The sequence below is a fragment of the Paenibacillus sp. S150 genome (genome assembly GCF_019352175.1).
GTDB lineage: Bacteria > Bacillota > Bacilli > Paenibacillales > Paenibacillaceae > Paenibacillus_AQ.
The window spans coordinates 20279-37000 of record NZ_JACBYI010000006.1 but is presented as its reverse complement, the minus strand read 5'-3'; the positions used below and the strand labels follow the sequence as shown (position 1 = coordinate 37000).

General features: G+C 54.2%; 11 protein-coding genes. 4 read left to right on the top strand and 7 right to left on the bottom strand.

What is annotated here, in order from left to right; translation table 11 throughout:
• Positions 1–269 precede the first annotated feature (269 nt).
• Both HYD27_RS32545 and HYD27_RS08410 read left to right on the top strand, forming a co-directional pair.
• Positions 270–1466, top strand: a complete 1197-nt coding sequence (locus tag HYD27_RS32545) for a M23 family metallopeptidase (protein ID WP_219213602.1) — start codon at positions 270–272, stop codon at positions 1464–1466.
• Positions 1467–1582: 116 nt separating this feature from the next.
• Positions 1583–2032: a bactofilin family protein gene (locus HYD27_RS08410; RefSeq protein WP_219213599.1), complete on the top strand. Its 450-nt coding sequence runs from the start codon at positions 1583–1585 to the stop codon at positions 2030–2032.
• A 13-nt stretch (positions 2033–2045) separates the two neighbouring features.
• On the opposite strand, the gene HYD27_RS08405 is transcribed toward HYD27_RS08410, so the two are convergent.
• The 5 genes from HYD27_RS08405 to HYD27_RS08385 form a co-directional block, all read right to left on the bottom strand.
• Positions 2046–2831: an ABC transporter permease gene (locus tag HYD27_RS08405; protein ID WP_219213596.1), complete on the bottom strand. Its 786-nt coding sequence runs from the start codon at positions 2829–2831 to the stop codon at positions 2046–2048.
• Entirely contained in the window at positions 2824–3741 is a 918-nt protein-coding gene (locus HYD27_RS08400) for an ABC transporter ATP-binding protein (protein WP_219214013.1), read from the bottom strand. Before HYD27_RS08400 ends, HYD27_RS08405 begins: the two co-directional genes overlap by 8 nt.
• Positions 3742–4132: 391 nt before the next feature.
• The gene (gltB, locus tag HYD27_RS08395; protein ID WP_219213594.1) at positions 4133–8728 is read right to left on the bottom strand and encodes a glutamate synthase large subunit; all 4596 of its coding nucleotides are present in this window, start codon (positions 8726–8728) and stop codon (positions 4133–4135) included.
• 479 nt (positions 8729–9207) lie between these two features.
• On the bottom strand, positions 9208–11562 hold the full coding sequence (locus HYD27_RS08390; protein ID WP_219213591.1) for a YhgE/Pip domain-containing protein: 2355 nt from the start codon (positions 11560–11562) through the stop codon (positions 9208–9210).
• Positions 11563–11739: 177 nt separating this feature from the next.
• Positions 11740–12315 carry a TetR/AcrR family transcriptional regulator gene (locus HYD27_RS08385; protein WP_219213588.1) on the bottom strand — a complete coding sequence of 192 codons (576 nt, stop codon included), beginning with the start codon at positions 12313–12315 and terminating at the stop codon, positions 11740–11742.
• 261 nt (positions 12316–12576) lie between these two features.
• Between HYD27_RS08385 and HYD27_RS08380 the strand changes: the two genes are divergently transcribed.
• On the top strand, positions 12577–13779 hold the full coding sequence (locus tag HYD27_RS08380; RefSeq protein ID WP_219213586.1) for an MGDG synthase family glycosyltransferase: 1203 nt from the start codon (positions 12577–12579) through the stop codon (positions 13777–13779).
• Positions 13780–14029: 250 nt separating this feature from the next.
• Here the strand turns inward: HYD27_RS08380 and HYD27_RS08375 are convergent, their stop codons facing one another.
• A complete protein-coding gene (locus tag HYD27_RS08375; RefSeq protein ID WP_219213585.1) occupies positions 14030–14914 on the bottom strand; it encodes a cell wall hydrolase in 885 nt (294 codons plus the stop codon).
• Positions 14915–14996: 82 nt separating this feature from the next.
• Positions 14997–15602 (bottom strand): RNA 2',3'-cyclic phosphodiesterase, encoded by a 606-nt coding sequence (gene thpR / locus HYD27_RS08370; protein ID WP_219213582.1) that lies wholly within the window; start codon positions 15600–15602, stop codon positions 14997–14999.
• A gap of 90 nt (positions 15603–15692) precedes the next feature.
• Between thpR and HYD27_RS08365 the strand changes: the two genes are divergently transcribed.
• A complete protein-coding gene (locus tag HYD27_RS08365) occupies positions 15693–16649 on the top strand; it encodes a D-2-hydroxyacid dehydrogenase (RefSeq protein ID WP_219213580.1) in 957 nt (318 codons plus the stop codon).
• Positions 16650–16722: the final 73 nt, after the last annotated feature.

Here is a 16722-nt window from a genome sequence, read left to right as displayed (position 1 = left end):
TCTATCAGCACAGCATACACCAAATTTATAGTTAGCCTTATCCCGTTTGCATATTTGTCTTTCTCCCGGAATATCCGTACTTCCGCGTTCAATTCCAGCTGATTTCACTACAGCTTTTGCCCTAAACCTCCCTCTTTATTCAAGCAAACCATTGTCATGTTCCCCGCAGACATGGAATACATAGAGTAGTAGGACGATTCGGATGAGCCCACAGAAAACAGACTTCAGTGAACACAAAGCGGCTGCACCAGCCGCAGGAAGGAGAAGCTATGAAGAATCAGCCCGATCATAACCGGATCACGCTGCTCGTCGTCCGCGAAGCCGGGCGTCCGGTCCGTCAGCTTCAGCTATCCAAGCCGCTGGCCTTGGCCCTGCCCGCCGCAGCCGCTCTTTCTCTCTCCAGTTTGGTCACTTCCATGCATTTTCATGCCTCGCGCTCCATTTCCGAGCTGGAAGCCGAAGCCGCAGCACTGTCTCTGACCAATTTGCGTATGGAAATGAAGGTGGCCGACAAGGATCAGGCCCTGCTGCAGCTTCGCAGCCAGGTAACCGAGCTGTCGGAGCAGGCGGACAGCATCAAAGACAAGCTGAAGAGTGTCAGCGAGCTGGAAGCGCAGCTGCAGTCCCTCATTGACAAAGAGAATACCTCTGGCTCCGGCGGCAACGAGGACCCGTCTGACTCCAAAGCATCCGGCTCAGCAAACACCTCTGCGGCTGTGGAGGAAACAGCCTTGTCCGTTCCTGCTGACTCACAGTCAGGAAGCGGCTCCCTCGTTGCAGCTGTATCACCCCCTGCCTCATCCCCGCTGTCCGGAGTCAATTTCCGTATCGGGGCGATGACATCGGCGCTGGACCGCACCGTCACTCCACAGGTTGGCGGGGAATATATAGCGGTCTACCAGGATGACCCGCTGGAGCTGGTACGGGAAACGAAGGATGACTATGAGGAAATCCGCAGCATGCTGGACGAAATGATGAGCAGCATCTCTGCTACAATTACAGAAGCAGAGAAAGCGAATACCGCAAAGGCCAATCTGCAGGCCAAAAAAGCACTCGCCGAAAAAGCCCGGCTCGCACCGGCCGTGATCTGGCCGACCCAATCGAAGGTTATTACCTCCAGCTTCGGCTACCGGTCCGACCCGTTTAACGGCGTTTCGGCTTATCACTCCGGCATCGATATTGCAGGCAGCATCGGCGATCCCGTATATGCGGCTATGGACGGCGTGGTGACCGCAGCCGAGCAGATGGGCGCCCGCGGCAAATATATCATCGTCCGGCACGACAACGGACTGGAGACCTGGTACATGCATCTGAACGGTATGCTCGTCTCCCCGGGCACCAAGGTGAGCAAGGGCCAGAATATCGGCCTGCTGGGCAATACCGGACGCAGCACAGGGCCCCATCTTCATTTTCAGGTAGTCAAACAAAACAAGCCGGTGAACCCTTTGGGTTATGTTAAGCCTTAGGCTGTACAGAACATGCTGGATTTGAATAACAACACACGGTCTTCTGCTTCCGGAATGATTTTTGTGTGCAGCTGAATCAACGGAGAAAATACTCAAAAAATTAGGAGGTTGATTGCATGTGGAGCAAGAATAAGCAGCACGCGCCGGTCAAGGCCACTGACTCGCTTATCGGGCATGGCGGCACACTTGAGGGCAAGGTGCACTGCGACACCAATTTGCGGATTGAGGGCAATTTCACCGGGGAAATCAATTGCCTGGGCACCGTCACTGTGGGCGAACAGGGAACCGCCCGTTCCAGCATCAAAGCACAGGACATTATCATTGCGGGCAAGGTCTATGGCGATGTTATTGCCGGCCAGAGGCTGACACTGACAGGCACCGGACGGCTGCACGGCAATATTGTGGCCGGCTCCTTAAACATTATGGAAGGCAGTGTGCTGAACGGCTCCGTTGCCATGACCGAAGAGCCCGCCACGGAAAAAGCAGGCGGACTTCATATTAATGAGAATACGGACAAGGCGGGCAAACGCGGCTCCAAAGCGCAGAACAGCCTTGAAGCCGGCTAAAGAGCAACAGCCTTTACGCTGCGACGTCTCTTTTACGGAATACAATCCAGGATACCAGCATGAATATAAGATAATAGACGGCAAGCACCGCGAGGGAGAAGCCCAGCGTGGCCCCTCCCGGACCCTTGTCTGTCAGGAGATAACCATGCAGATCCATATGGGTGAAGATCAGATATTTAGCCCACACATAACGTTCTGGGCTGAAGATCAGGGTAATGATATCCTTGGCAAACATAATGAACAGCGACAGTCCGATCGCCAGTCCGCTTGCGCGGAAAACACTGGAGACCATAAAGGCCAGCGCAGCGGTCACAAACAGCTCGGCATAGCTGCATAAGATACCCAGGAAGGTGTATTCAGCCGGACTCCATTCCGACATTGAAGCTCCGCCGGAGCCGGACGGAGAGGAGAATATAAGCGCCGACACATATCCGAATACGATCAGTACAGCAGTGCTCAGCAGGCTGAACAGGATTAGGGAAATGTATTTGGACAGCAGTATTTTGGAACGGCTCCAAGGGCGGATCAGCAGCAGTTTAATCGTCCCCCAGGAAAATTCGCCGGCTACGGAGTCGGAGGCAATGACGACGGTAAATATCGTATTCAGGAAAAAAGCAACACTCACGGTCATTTGAAAGCTGTTCCACAGCTCCATTGTGGAGGTATCACTGCTGGTGAAATAGAACAGCGCAGGAAACAGCGCGCTCATCACCGCCAGAATAATCAGCATAATCCATGTGCGCGCACGGCTGTAGATTTTGACGTTCTCATTATGTATGAGAGCTGCGAAATTACCCAATGCCTTCACCTCCGGTGATTTCCAGGAATTGATCCTCCAGTGAACGGGACAATACTCTGATGCCGTATACTTTAATCCCGCCCGCTACCAGCTTCGCATTCAGCTCGGCGATGGCTTCACGGTCTGCGGCGACGGCAATTCCTCCATCCTGCAGCTTCCCGCTTCCCAGCAGAGCCAGTGCCGCTTCGGGGTCACTGACCTCAAACAGCGTCTCGCGGGCCGGCGGCAATTCAGCGCCTACAGCCTTAAGCTGTTTCACATCAATCAGCTTGCCATTCTGGATAATCGCCACCGTGTCGCACATCAGCTCCATCTCGGACAGCAAATGGCTGGAAACGAATACTGTGGTCCCTTCCTCCTGGCACAGACGGCGCAAATAGTCGCGCAGCTCCCGAATCCCCTGCGGATCAAGCCCGTTCGTTGGCTCATCCAGAATCAGCAGCTTCGGACGGTGCAGCAGTGCCTGGGCCACGCCCAGCCGCTGGCGCATCCCCAGCGAATAGGTCTTCACCTTGTCATGAATCCGCTGGCCCAGTCCAACCAGCTCAACCACCTCATGAATGCGCTTCTGGTCCACGCCCGGCACCATACGCGCATACTGGCGCAGATTCTGATACCCGGTCAGGAACTTGTACATCTCCGGATTCTCCACGATAGCACCAATATTGGCAACCGCTTCTTCAAAATGGTCTTTAATGCTGCGGCCGCAAATCAGGATATCCCCTCGGCTGATGGAGATCAATCCGACCATCATGCGGATGGTGGTTGTTTTGCCGGCGCCATTCGGTCCAAGGAATCCAAAGATTTGACCGGGCGGGATGTCAAGCGTCAAGTCGCTGACCAGCGTTTTGCTGCCGATCTTTTTGGTTACACCCATCAGGCTGGCTACGGGCTTCACCACTTCTGCCATATTCGGCATGGTTTCGCTTCCTTTCGTCGGGGGATATAAAATGAGCATGAGCTTCCAATTGAGGTGTTGGCCGTAACTGCGGTGAATGTTTGGACCTCCGGCCGCTATTGTCCGCAGATTTCTTCAATTTGTACCGCTGTTCACGGTTGAAATCCGCAGACAAAGGCGGTCGCATTCGCTCCTCCGGTTTCAAACTTCCCCTCCATTACTTTCACCTTCATTTTTTATCAATTCATTTTATATGGTTTTTATTCTACCACAACTTCCCTTTTTCCTGAAAAGCGGAAAAAAATGCAGCAAAAGTAAAAGGGACAACCTCCCTCCGGTTAAGGAGGGACTGTTGTCCCTTGGTTTGTTGTACCATTCTTAACTATTTCGAATGCGCTCGCGGTTAGCCGCCGACACGGGCAAGCTCGCGCATATTCGCTTCAAACGCAGCCATCAGGGCAGCCTCGCCGGTCAGACCGGCCTGCTCTACCTTCCGGATCTGCTCCATCATCCGTTTGTAATCCTTCGGAATGACACGGGCGAATTTCGGCAGGGCTTCATCCCAAGCCTCAAGGATGCGTTGTCCGGCATTGCTGCCTGTAAGCTCGGTATGGCGGATAATCAGCCTCTGCAGCTCAGTAATTTCATCAGGCTCTTCCACGCGCTCCAGAAGAACCATCTCCAGGTTGCAGCGCTTGATAAACGAGTTATCCGGATCGTACACATAGGCGATACCGCCCGACATGCCTGCCGCGAAGTTGCGTCCGGTTGCGCCAAGCACAACCACACGGCCGCCGGTCATGTATTCGCAGCCGTGGTCGCCCACGCCTTCAACAACAACATTCGCGCCGGAGTTGCGGACAGCGAATCTTTCCCCGGCAATTCCGCTGATATAAGCCTCACCGCCGGTAGCCCCGTACAGCGCCGTGTTCCCGATAATGATATTGTCCTCGGCGGCAAAGGTCGCCTTGGGGGACGGCTTAATGATCAGCTTGCCTCCGGAGAGTCCTTTGCCGACGTAGTCATTGGAGTCGCCTTCAACGGTGATCGTGATCCCCTTCGGCACAAACGCACCCAGACTCTGTCCGGCCGAACCGGTGAAATGCAGGCGGATTGTATCATCCGGCAGACCTGCTGCACCATATTTGCGTGTCAGCTCACTGCCCAGAATCGTTCCAACCGCCCGGTTGACGTTCGTAATCGGCAGGGAGGCTTCAACCACAGTGCCGGATTCCAGAGCCGGCGCGGCCAATTCCAGCAGCTTCGACACATCCAATGTTTCTTCGAGGCCATGATTCTGGCGTTGGCTGTTGAAGCGCGTGCTTCCTTCCGGCATAGCAGGAGTATGCAGCAGGCTGCTCAAATCCACGCCCTTCTTCTTCCAGTGGCTTGAAGCCTTGACGGCATCAAGACAGTCTGTACGGCCGACCATTTCCTGGATGGTGCGGAAGCCAAGCTCCGCCATAATCTCACGGAGATCCTGAGCCACAAAGGTCATGAAATTCACGACATGCTGCGGATCGCCGGTAAAGTTCTTGCGCAGCTCAGGATTCTGTGTGGCTACACCGACCGGACAGGTATCCATTTGACATACCCGCATCATAATGCAGCCTACAGCAACCAGCGGTGCAGTGGCGAATCCGTATTCTTCAGCACCCAGCAGGACAGCAACGGCCAGATCGCGTCCGCTGAGCATTTTGCCGTCCGTTTCCAGCACAACACGGTCCCGCAGATTGTTCAGCATCAAGGTCTGATGGGTCTCGGCCAGACCCAGCTCCCAAGGCAGGCCGGCATGGCGGATGGAGTTCATCGGCGATGCGCCGGTACCGCCGTCATAGCCGCTGATCAGGATAATATCGGCACGGCCTTTGGCTACCCCGGCGGCGATGGTTCCGACACCGACCTCAGACACGAGCTTAACGTTAATATTGGCACGCGGATTGGCGTTCTTCAGATCATAGATCAGCTCTGCCAGATCCTCAATAGAGTAAATATCATGGTGCGGAGGCGGCGAGATCAGACCCACACCCGCTGTGGAACCGCGCACTTCGGCAACCCAAGGATATACCTTGCGCCCCGGAAGCTGTCCGCCTTCACCCGGCTTGGCCCCCTGCGCCATCTTGATCTGAATCTCGTCGGCGTTGACCAGATAATTCGAGGTCACCCCGAACCGTCCCGACGCCACCTGCTTAATCGCACTGCGGCGGGAATCGCCGTTGCTGTCCGGAATAAAGCGGGCCGGATCTTCGCCGCCTTCGCCGGTGTTGCTCTTGCCGCCGATGCGGTTCATGGCAACCGCCAGCGTCTCATGCGCTTCCTTGCTGATGGAGCCGAAGGACATCGCACCTGTCTTGAAGCGTTTCATGATGGATTCTGCGGATTCAACCTCATCCAGCGGAACCGGTGAATTCGCAGGCTTGAACTGCAGCATGGAGCGCAGGGTCTGGTGCTTCTCGCTCTCGCCTTGCACAAGCGCAGCGTATTTCTTATACAGAGCGTAATCGCCGCTCCGTACGGAGTGCTGGAGCATATGAATCGTCTGCGGGTTGAACAGATGATCTTCCCCGTCGCTGCGCCATTGATATTCACCGCCGGAATCCAGCACCTTGTCATTGCCGTCCTTGTCGGTGAAGGCGCGGCTATGATGGGCAAGTGCCTCAGCGGCCACTTCTTCCAGGCCAATGCCGCCAATGCGGGAAGGCGTCCAGGTGAAGTAACGGTCCACAAACTCCGCATTAAGGCCGACAGCTTCGAAAATCTGTGCGCCCCGGTAGGATTGAATCGTCGAGATGCCCATTTTGGACAGGATTTTAACTACGCTCTTCGTCGCAGCCTTAATATAATTCTTCACAGCCTTCTCATGCGAGATTCCGCGCAGCAGGCCTTGGCCGATCATGTCATCCAGACTCTCAAAGGCAAGATACGGATTGACCGCACTTACACCATATCCAAGCAGCAGCGCATAATGATGCACTTCGCGCGGTTCGCCGGACTCCAGCAGGATACTGACCTTGGTGCGTGTTCCCGAGCGGATCAGATGGTGATGCAGGCTTGAAACGGCGAGCAGTGCCGGAATCGCGGCATTCTCACGGTCTACGCCACGGTCGGACAGAATAAGAATGTTATGTCCCTTGGCCATGACGCGGTCGGCAGCCTCATTCATCCGCTCCAGCGCGATGCGCAACCCTTCCGCACCAAGCTCAGCCGGGAACAGAATCGGAATCGACATTGACTTGAAGCCTGCGCGGCGGACATGGCGGATCTTCGCGAAATCCTCATTGGACAGGATCGGTGAATCCAGTGAAATCTGCCGGCAGCTCTCCGGTTCCGGCTTGAGCAGGTTGCGCTCAGGTCCGATGGTTGTCGCCGTGGAGGTAACCAGTTCTTCACGGATCGCATCGATCGGCGGGTTGGTTACCTGCGCGAACATTTGTTTAAAATAGTTGTAGAGCCGCTGCGGCCGGTCCGACAGCACTGCCAGCGGGGCGTCATAGCCCATCGAGCCTACGGCTTCGGCACCGGTGGAAGCCATCGGCTCCAGCACCTTGCGCAGATCTTCAAAGGTATACCCGAAGGACTGCTGCAGCTGCTGCACATTGTCGTGCTTCGGATTTGGCAGCTCAGGCGCATCCGGAAGCTCGTCAAGGCTAATCAGATGCTCATCCAGCCATTCGCGGTAAGGCTGCTCGGACGCGATGGCGGCTTTAACCTCTTCGTCGGAAATGATCCGTCCCTGATTCGTATCCACCAGCAGCATGCGGCCCGGTCTTAAACGGTCTTTGTATAGTACATCCTCCGCCGGAATATCAAGTACTCCCGCTTCCGAGGATAAAATAATCAAATCATCTTTGGTTACATAATAACGCGAAGGGCGGAGACCGTTGCGGTCAAGAATCGCACCGATTTGCACGCCGTCGGTGAAGCCCATGGCAGCCGGTCCGTCCCATGGCTCCATCAGTGTGCTGTGGTATTCATAGAATGCCTTCTTTTTCTCGTCCATGCTGTCATGGTTGCTCCAGGGCTCGGGAACCATCATCATGGCTACATGCGGCAGCGAACGCCCGCTGAGGTAGAGGAACTCGAAGGTGTTGTCGAACATCGCGGTGTCCGAGCCGTCTGGATTCACCACCGGCTTGATCTTGCCCAGGTCTTCTCCAAACACCTCACTCTTGAACAGCGACTGGCGCGCGTGCATCCAGTTCACATTGCCGCGCAAAGTGTTGATCTCTCCGTTGTGGATCATGAAACGGTACGGATGGGCGCGCTCCCAGCTCGGGAACGTGTTGGTGCTGAAACGGGAATGGACAAGCGCAATTGCCGACTCGAACGACTCATCCTGCAGATCCAGATAGAACTGGCCTACCTGCACAGTGGTCAGCATGCCTTTGTATACGATCTTTCGACAGGACATGCTTGGCACGTAAAACGATTCGCCCTCTTCAGCACCGCCGTAGCGGATGGACAGCTCGGCGCGCTTGCGGATAACGTACAGCTTGCGCTCAAAGGCCAGATCATCCTTAATGCCTTCGGAACGTCCGATGAAAACCTGGCGCACGTAAGGCTTGGCCGCCTTGGCAGTCTTGCCCAGCATCTCGTCATAGGTAGGCACATCGCGGTAGCCGAGCACCTCCTGGCCTTCTTCGGCGATAATCTCGCTCAGGAGCGCCTCATGGCGGGCCCGGATCTCCTCGTTATGAGACAAAAAGATCATGCCCACGCCGTAATGCCCCTGGTCCGGCAGCTCAAAGCCCAGCCTGCCGGCTTCACCGGAAAAGAAACGGTGCGGAATCTGCAGCATAATGCCGGCCCCGTCACCCGAATTTGGCTCGGCTCCCTGGCCGCCGCGATGCTCCATGTTGAAAAGCATGGTCAAAGCGTTACTTACAATATCATGGGACGGCTTGCCTTTAATATGGGCGACAAACCCCATGCCACAGGCATCCTTTTCGAACTGGGGATCGTACAGGCCCTGTTTGACGGGCAGTTCAGTGTGTCTCATTGTACGCAACCTTTCTATTATAAAATAAACGGATTTCAGGAAATTTTTTCAGTGGAAATACTTAATAAATATTCAAGGCAGATTGGTTATATTATTTTATCATCGACCTGACATGAGCGCAATTTAAACTTTTTTATGAGTTCGATTAACAAATGCTTTTGCGTCACAGCTTTAGCGAATAAAAGCGTAAAAAAACCTTGAAATGCATAAATATGCATGATTAGCGAATAAGACCTTATTCAATGAAAACGCTTCATTCATTTTCCTGACACAATCATGGCACTTTTGGGCCTGTTTTTATTCCTGAATACGCAAAACACTTCCATAATACGAATTCAAGGAAAAAATTGCTGCAAAACGATATTCATGCATTCGATCAGCTGAATAAGGCTCCAAGCGCGGCGGTTTCTGGCCTCTATAACAAAAGAACGCCCCGGCAAGAGGCGTTCTTTTGCTGTTCACCTATGAATAACGTTCAATTATACGGTCATTACCTGTTCATTTTTCACGGCCACTTCACTATCCCGGTCACGGGTTATGAAATAGGTGAAGGTAAACGCGAGGAATACAATTCCGTAAATCCCCAGCAGCCCGGCATCGCTCCACATAACGCTGTAATCGCCGGTGGAAATCACTGCCTTAAATCCTCTTACGCTGTAAGTCATGGGCAGCAGGGGATTGAAGAACTTCATCCAGCCTGGAATCAGCTCAAGCGGGAAGGTACCTGCGCTTGTTGTTAATTGGAAGATCAGCAAGACGATAACGACGAACCGTCCGGGTTGGTCCATCCAGGTAACAATGGCTTGGATCATCCACATGAAGGCGATGCTGGTGATGAAGGTAAAAGCATAGAACAGCGGCACATTCTGTACATTCAGCCCAAGTCCGTAGAGAACAATAAGAATAGCCATCAGGGACTGGAGCAGACTCATCATCGAGAAGGTAAGTGTACGGCTGATGAAACGGTTGAACCGGCTGGCACCGATCACCTCGGATTCACGCATTGGAACGACAATAGTGCAGATGAGTGCGCCTACGAACAAACCAAGAGACAGGAAATAAGGGGCAAAACCTGTACCATAGTTGGCTACAGTTGTAAATTCCTTCTCTTCAAGCTGTACCGGCTGAGCGAACATTGAGACAAGCGCATCGCTTGTCTTGACCGAGCCGGTCTGTGAAGCGGCATCGCCGAGCTTCGAAGCCAGCTCACCGGAGCCTGCCTTCAGATCACCGAGTCCATCCTTAAGCTGTCCGGCCCCATCACTCAGCTGCTTCGAGCCGTCTGCTACTGAGCCAAGGCCGCTGCTGAGCTGTCCGGCTCCATCCAAGAGCTTCGCTGTTCCGGCTTCCAGCTCTGTGCCGCCAGCGGCCAGCTTCGCGCCGCCTGCCGCAGCCTCATCCAGCTTCGCGCCGAACTGCTGCATGCCGGCGGCAAGCTTGCTGCCGCCGGTTTCCAGCGCTCCGGCTCCGGCCAGAAGCTGCTGTTGTCCCTGCAGCAGCTGGGTGCTGCCGGCATTCAGCTGCTGTGCCCCGTCATGCAGCTGGCTGACTCCGGCATCCAGCTGCTGCGAACCGGCATGCAGCTGGTCCGCCCCCTGCACCAGCTGTTCCTGCCCGCTGTGCAGCGCTGCTGCGCCTTCAAGCAGCTGCTGCTGGCTCTGGTCCAGCTGTGCGGTGCCTTGAGCGACTGCTGTGCTTGCCGCCAGCAGCTGCTGCACCTCGGGGCTGGCCGCCAGCTGCGGGTTCGATTGGGCCAGCTGCTGCAGGCCGGCTGCTACCGCTTGGGCGCCCGCGCTTACCTTCGCGCTGCCGTCCTTCGAAGCCTTAAGCCCTTCCTCCAGCTTCGCGCTGCCGTCGACGGAAGAGGCCAGCCCCGCTTCCAGCTTCGCACTGCCGTCGACAACGGACTGGGTTCCGGCCTGGAGCTTGGCGGTACCATCCACCGCCGACTTCGTACCGGCCTGCAGCGCTGCTGCGCCTTCAGCCGTCTTTTGCAGGCCGGCATTCAACTGTTTGCTGCCGTCTGCCGTCTGTACAGCTCCGTCCTGAAGCTGCTTGTGCGCTGCAGACAGCTGCCGGAGTCCGCCAGCCAGCGTGCTGCTTCCGGTCTGCAGGGCGGCTGCACCGGTGTTCAGATCCGCCGCGCCCTGCGTAAGCGGCGCTGCACCCTCCAGCAGCTTGCCGGTGCCCTCGGTCAGCACAAGCAGATTATCCTGCAGCTTGAGCGCGCCGTCATCCAGCTTGGCGGCACCGTCTGCAATCTTGGCGGCGCCGTCTCCCGCTTCGCCAAGGCCGCCGGCGATATCAGTGATTTTGTCAAAAACGGAAGTGGCATAGGCTTCCGTAATTTTGGCAGATACTTTAGTCTTGATATCTTTCACTGCGGTACCGCCGATTTGACCGGCCAGAAAGTTGTAGCCTTCGTTCGGCTCATAGATAATTCTGGCCGGCTGCGGGTTGGCATCGAGCAGTGTGGTTGCATTGGCGGAGAAATCTTCCGGGACCACAATCGTCATATAATAGGTCTCGTCCTTCATGCCGGCCTCCGCCTGCGCCCGGGTAACAAAATTCCATTTGAACCCGTCAGTCTTCTTAAGCTCCTCCACCAGATCATTCCCGGCAGCAAGCTTTGTGCCTTCATAGTCGGCGCCTTTATCTTCATTGACGACTGCGACGGGCAGTTCATTCATTTTGCCGTAAGGGTCCCAGAATGCCTTCAGGAACAAGCCGCTGTACAGCACCGGAATGAACAGGACGACAAACATTGGTATCAGCACCTTGGGTTTCTTAAGCACTGCAGCCAGGTCCTTGGTAAATACGGATAAAGATTTCATTCTGGTTCTCTCCTTCTGATCATATGCTCTCTTTAAAATGCGATAAGCTACTATAAATGCGGTTCTATTGAAAAATTGCAGTAACACTGAATGACCATTTTCCCCATTCGGTCATTCAAAAGCAAATAAAAACTCCTGACGGAGTTGTTTGAGGCTGCAAGTTCAATATTTGTGAAGCTATTGTGCTAATCCCTCTGCCAAAAATAAATGGAAATAACATTTGATCTGCTCCTTGGTCAAAGGCACATGCACCTTGTTCAGCTCAGCCGTAAGCACGATATAGAGTCTGAACATTACCATTGAGACAATCTTGGGATCGCAGGGCTTAATTTCCCCCTGCTCCATCGCATGCTCCACCTCCCGCTGCAAATATTCGAGGACGACATTCTCCAGTTTGTCGAGACCTTCATTAGCCTGCGGGGTTCCGAAATCACGGCTTTCCTGCGACAGCTTGATGAACAGCTCATGCTCGCCGCGAAATTCCAGCAAGGCATCCAGAACATGGTGCAGATTATCAAAAAAAGACCTGTTCCGCATAATTTCCCGTTCAGCAATCACTTTCATATCCGTCATGACATCATGCAAAATCTCATCAAACAGCTGTTCCTTGTTTGTAAAAAAGGTGTAGATGGTTCCTTTGCCAACATTCGCAATCTTCGCGACCTGGTCCATTGTAGTCGCCTTGTAGCCGAATAATGAAAAAGACTTGGTCGCAGCCTGGAGCACCTGCTGCCTTCGATCTACCACAGCCATCCGCGCACATCCTTTCTTTCCGATATTATCGCCGCCACAGCCATTTGACCATTTTACCATTTTGGTCACTCGGTCAACAATCACTTTATCACGTTGCCTGTGTGTTTGCAATACTTGAAGGCAATCTTTATTTTTTATTTTTGCAGTGTTTTAACTTTCTATTTACGTCTTATTTGTATAATGTGAGAAAAGAAGCAATTTCCCTAGTATAATATAAGAGAAGTATTATCCTACCCATGAAAGAAAGTAGCAGGTGAACTTATGCGAAAGAAAAGAGTACTGCTGTTTTCGGAAGGCTTCGGTACGGGCCATACAGGGGCAGCCTATGCTCTGGCCGAAGGAATAAAGCGTCTTAGCCCGGATGTGCAGTGCCGGGTGATTGAGCTTGGCAGATTTCTTAATCCTACGGTCGCTCCCTGGATTCTTTCAGCTTACCGCAAGACAGTCAGCAGACAGCCAAAGCTGGTCGGCATGATGTATAAGACCCAATATCATAAATCTCTGAACCGGTTGACCAAGCTGGCGCTTCACCGGATTTTTTATACGCATGCTTTACAGGTCATCGAACAGCTTAAGCCAGATCTGATTATTTGCACGCATCCGATTCCGGCCGCTGTCATTTCCAGATTGAAACGGCAAGGGCTGGATGTGCCGCTGTATACATTGATTACGGATTATGACGCGCATGGAAGCTGGGTCAATGATGAAGTGAACCGCTATCTGGTATCCACTTCCCGGGTCAAGTCGATCCTTACCGGCCGTGGCGTCTCTCCGGAGAAGGTTACCGTCACAGGTATTCCTCTGCATCCCAAGTTCTGGGAGCGTTCGAACAAAACGCTGCTGCGCAAGGAGTTCGGACTTGCCGACATCCCCACCGTGCTGATTATGGGGGGCGGCTGGGGACTTATGTTCGGGAAGGAAGTCATGGACTCGCTCACCGCCCGGATGGATGACATTCAGCTGATCTTCTGCATGGGCAGCAATGACAAGCTTGTAGCCAAAATGCGGGCCAACCCGCTGCTGAACCACCCTAACGTCAAGATTCTGGGGTACAGCAGCGAGATTAACAAGCTGATGGACGCCTCCGATCTGCTGATCACGAAACCCGGCGGAATGACCTGTACGGAGGGCCAGGCCAAGGGCATTCCGATGCTTTTTTACAGCGCCATTCCCGGCCAGGAAGAGAAGAACTGCCAATATTTCGTGGAGCTTGGCCTGGCAGAGGTTCTGGATTCCGGGGTGGTGGACAAATGGTTCTCGCTGCTGCTGCGTGAATACGCCGGCCTTGAAGAGCTCCGCAGACGGCGGCTCGGCCCGGACCGCCAGCAGCCCAGCCACTGCGCCTCCACTGTCCTGCAGATGCTGGGCCAGCCAGCGGCCGGAGCCGGAACGGCTGCGGATCTGCGCGCGGCACGGGCAGCCGCCCAGCCGCGGAATGAAGAAGCGGTGTACGTTACACCTTAGGAGGGAAATGAAAGTCTGCAATAAGGGAACTGCTTTGCACGCCCCTGCAGACAGGAAATTCATTATTTCACCAAATTCCGCTGCTGGATTGCTTTCCCTGTCGGAGGCTACGTTATCTTTTTAAACAAAGACGTCCCATAAGCCATGTTCATGGCTTATGGGACGTCTTTTCAGCTTGCAGCTTGAGGCGTGCAGCTTACCGCTGCAGATCATAGCTGCCGCCCGTATTGATATGCATGGCCTTGGCAGCTTATTTATAAAAAGTATGATTGCCGATGGTTTTGGCATACTGTCTGGAATGATGCACCGTCAGATCCTGGGCAAGCGTCAGCGACAGGAAGAAATACGTATCATCGGTTACCGCTTTGGTTCCGGAAAGGGCTGCGGCCACCGCTTTGATGCTGTCCTCATTTGGCTTTACGCGCTTAAGACGCCCGTTGGCCACAGGACTGAACTGGCTTTTCTGATAGATTACCTCATATATGGTGTCGGGGAAATTGGCTGACCGCAGCCGGTTCAGAACAACGTTGGCGACTGCCACCTTGCCCTGGTACGGTTCGCCTTCTGCTTCTGCCATGACGATTTTTTGCAGCAGTAGCAGGTCTTCTTCGGATACCGCGTAGCTCCAGGTCGCTTGACCTCGCTGCTCCTGGCTTAATAGCTTTGTCCGAGAGAAGAACAGTTTTGTGGGGGGATGTTGCTGAATTGCCGTGTTTTTGGTATTTACGGTCTGGCTCCCCTTGGCCGCCGCCTTCTTGGGCGCTTGCTGCGCCACCGGCGGAGTTGTCTTCACCACAGCCGCCTTTTGCCGGAGAATATCAGTCTTCACTGCTGCGCTTGGCAGCTTCAGCTTCTTCGGACTGATCCATTCCACGGTTTGCCTGAGCTTCTGGATTTGGACCAGATTGGCGGCTGTGGTGTAGAGCATGGGCTTGGAGGTACTGTTGGTCCTCAGCAAGATTGTCGATGTTTGGGTGGATGCTGCAGCTTGCCCCTTCGGCTGCGGGTCATTCCATTGTACTGTATTTTTGCCCTTGGCAGCTCCTTCAGAGCTCATCAGGCTTATCGCAGAGAAACACACTAGAATAACGCCGACAAGCAGCGCAATACAGCGGTTTTGTTTAAAAATTACCATTGCTTACCTCCTATTTTACGGCACATTCCTATTGTATGTAACCGAAAATGGAAGCTTTGAAAACTTTCTTGTCGATTTAACATCAGAAAAAGGTCAATTTTTCGATCATTTCATACATAGGAATGGCATGCATCCTGGTAGCATACACCACAAAACCGTCTACCGTCCAGTCCGGCGTTCCAGCTTCCTTCTGCGAAGCGGACTCCCGGGCGCGCAGAACAGCAAGTCTCCCAAGACTGAAAGGCTGCTCATCCCTATATTTTCGGGCCAGCGTAATATGAGGTTTAAACTCTCTTGCTTCGGGTATGAAACCAAGAGGACGGGTAACGGAAATCACAAGCCGCTGAAGCTCCCTCAGCTTGTCGATTTCTCCGGAAACGCCTGCCCAGAGCACCTTTGGCGCATCCGGGAGCCCAAACGTCCCCCAGTTGTCCAGCTGCAATTGGAAGGGCGAACAAGCGGAAGAAGCTTTCTTCAAGGCTTCAAGAACGGCAGGAATCGACCGTTTCGGCGTATCCCCAAGAAACTGCAGGGTAATATGATAATCCTCAGAATGTGTCCATTTGGCAAAATTCAGTTTGGCGGACAAGGCCCGGCACTCATACGCCAGGCTTTCGCCCGGTGAATTGGGAAGCTTTACCGCGATGAACAGCCGTTCAGTGCCGGTGTCAGAGCCTTTGCGTTCCATTTCAATTTCACCTTTCAAGACAGATTTGTTATCCTTATTCTATACAGAAACAGCCAGCTCTACTAAACAGTATAACGGGAGGGAACCCTTTTGACGAAATCCATTGTTTGTTTGCAGACTCTATCATCCCGGCAGCAGGAGCTAATCCGTGCCGCCGCCCCAGGTTATACCCTTGCGCTGGGAAACGCCAAAGACCCCGACCTTGCGCTGCTCGCCGAAGCGGAAATTGTTATCGGCTGGGGCAAGGGGATCAGCGATACACTGCTGAAGCCGGACTCGCCGCTGCGCTGGGTGCAGACCTGGTCGGCCGGAGTCGAGAAGCTTCCGCTTGAAGCCATGGAGAACCAAGGAATTCACCTGACCAACGCCAGCGGCGTGCACGCCGAACCGATTACGGCTGTCATCTTTGGCTTCATGCTGCTCTTCACCCGGAACCTGCATACGGCTGTGCGCAACCAGTTGAACCGCCGCTGGCATTCGGAGGGCGGAGAGAGCGAGCTCACCGGCAAAACCGCCGTTATTGCCGGAACCGGCTCCATCGGCAGTGAAACGGCACGAATCGCCAAAGCCTTCCGGATGGCAACCGTAGGGGTAAGCCGCTCCGGCAAGCCGGTTGACGGCTTTGATCAGGTCTATACAACCGGCCAGCTGAAGGATGCCGTGAGCCAAGGCGATTTCGTAATCAACACCCTTCCCCTTACTGATGAGACGCAGCATATATTTGGTGCAGAGATTTTCTCCGCCTGTAAACAAGGCGCCTATTATATCAATATCGGCCGGGGAGCCACCACCGATACCGAAGCTCTGATGGATGCGCTGGACAGCGGCCGCCTGGCCGGTGCCGGTCTGGATGTGTTCGAGGCCGAGCCGCTCCCGCAGGAGCATCCGCTCTGGGGAATGGAGCAGGTCGTCATCACGCCGCACTGTGCCGGGGTAACGGACCGCTACGCGGACCGGCTGGTTGATATTTTTACAGAGAATATGAAATCCTATCTGAAGACAGGAACCCCTTCACGCAATCTGGTGGACTACAGCCGCCAATATTGACCGGGGCAAAAACCAACGGGTGCCATCCTTCCCCAGGGACAACACCCGTTGTATATACTCGCCATGAAGCGGC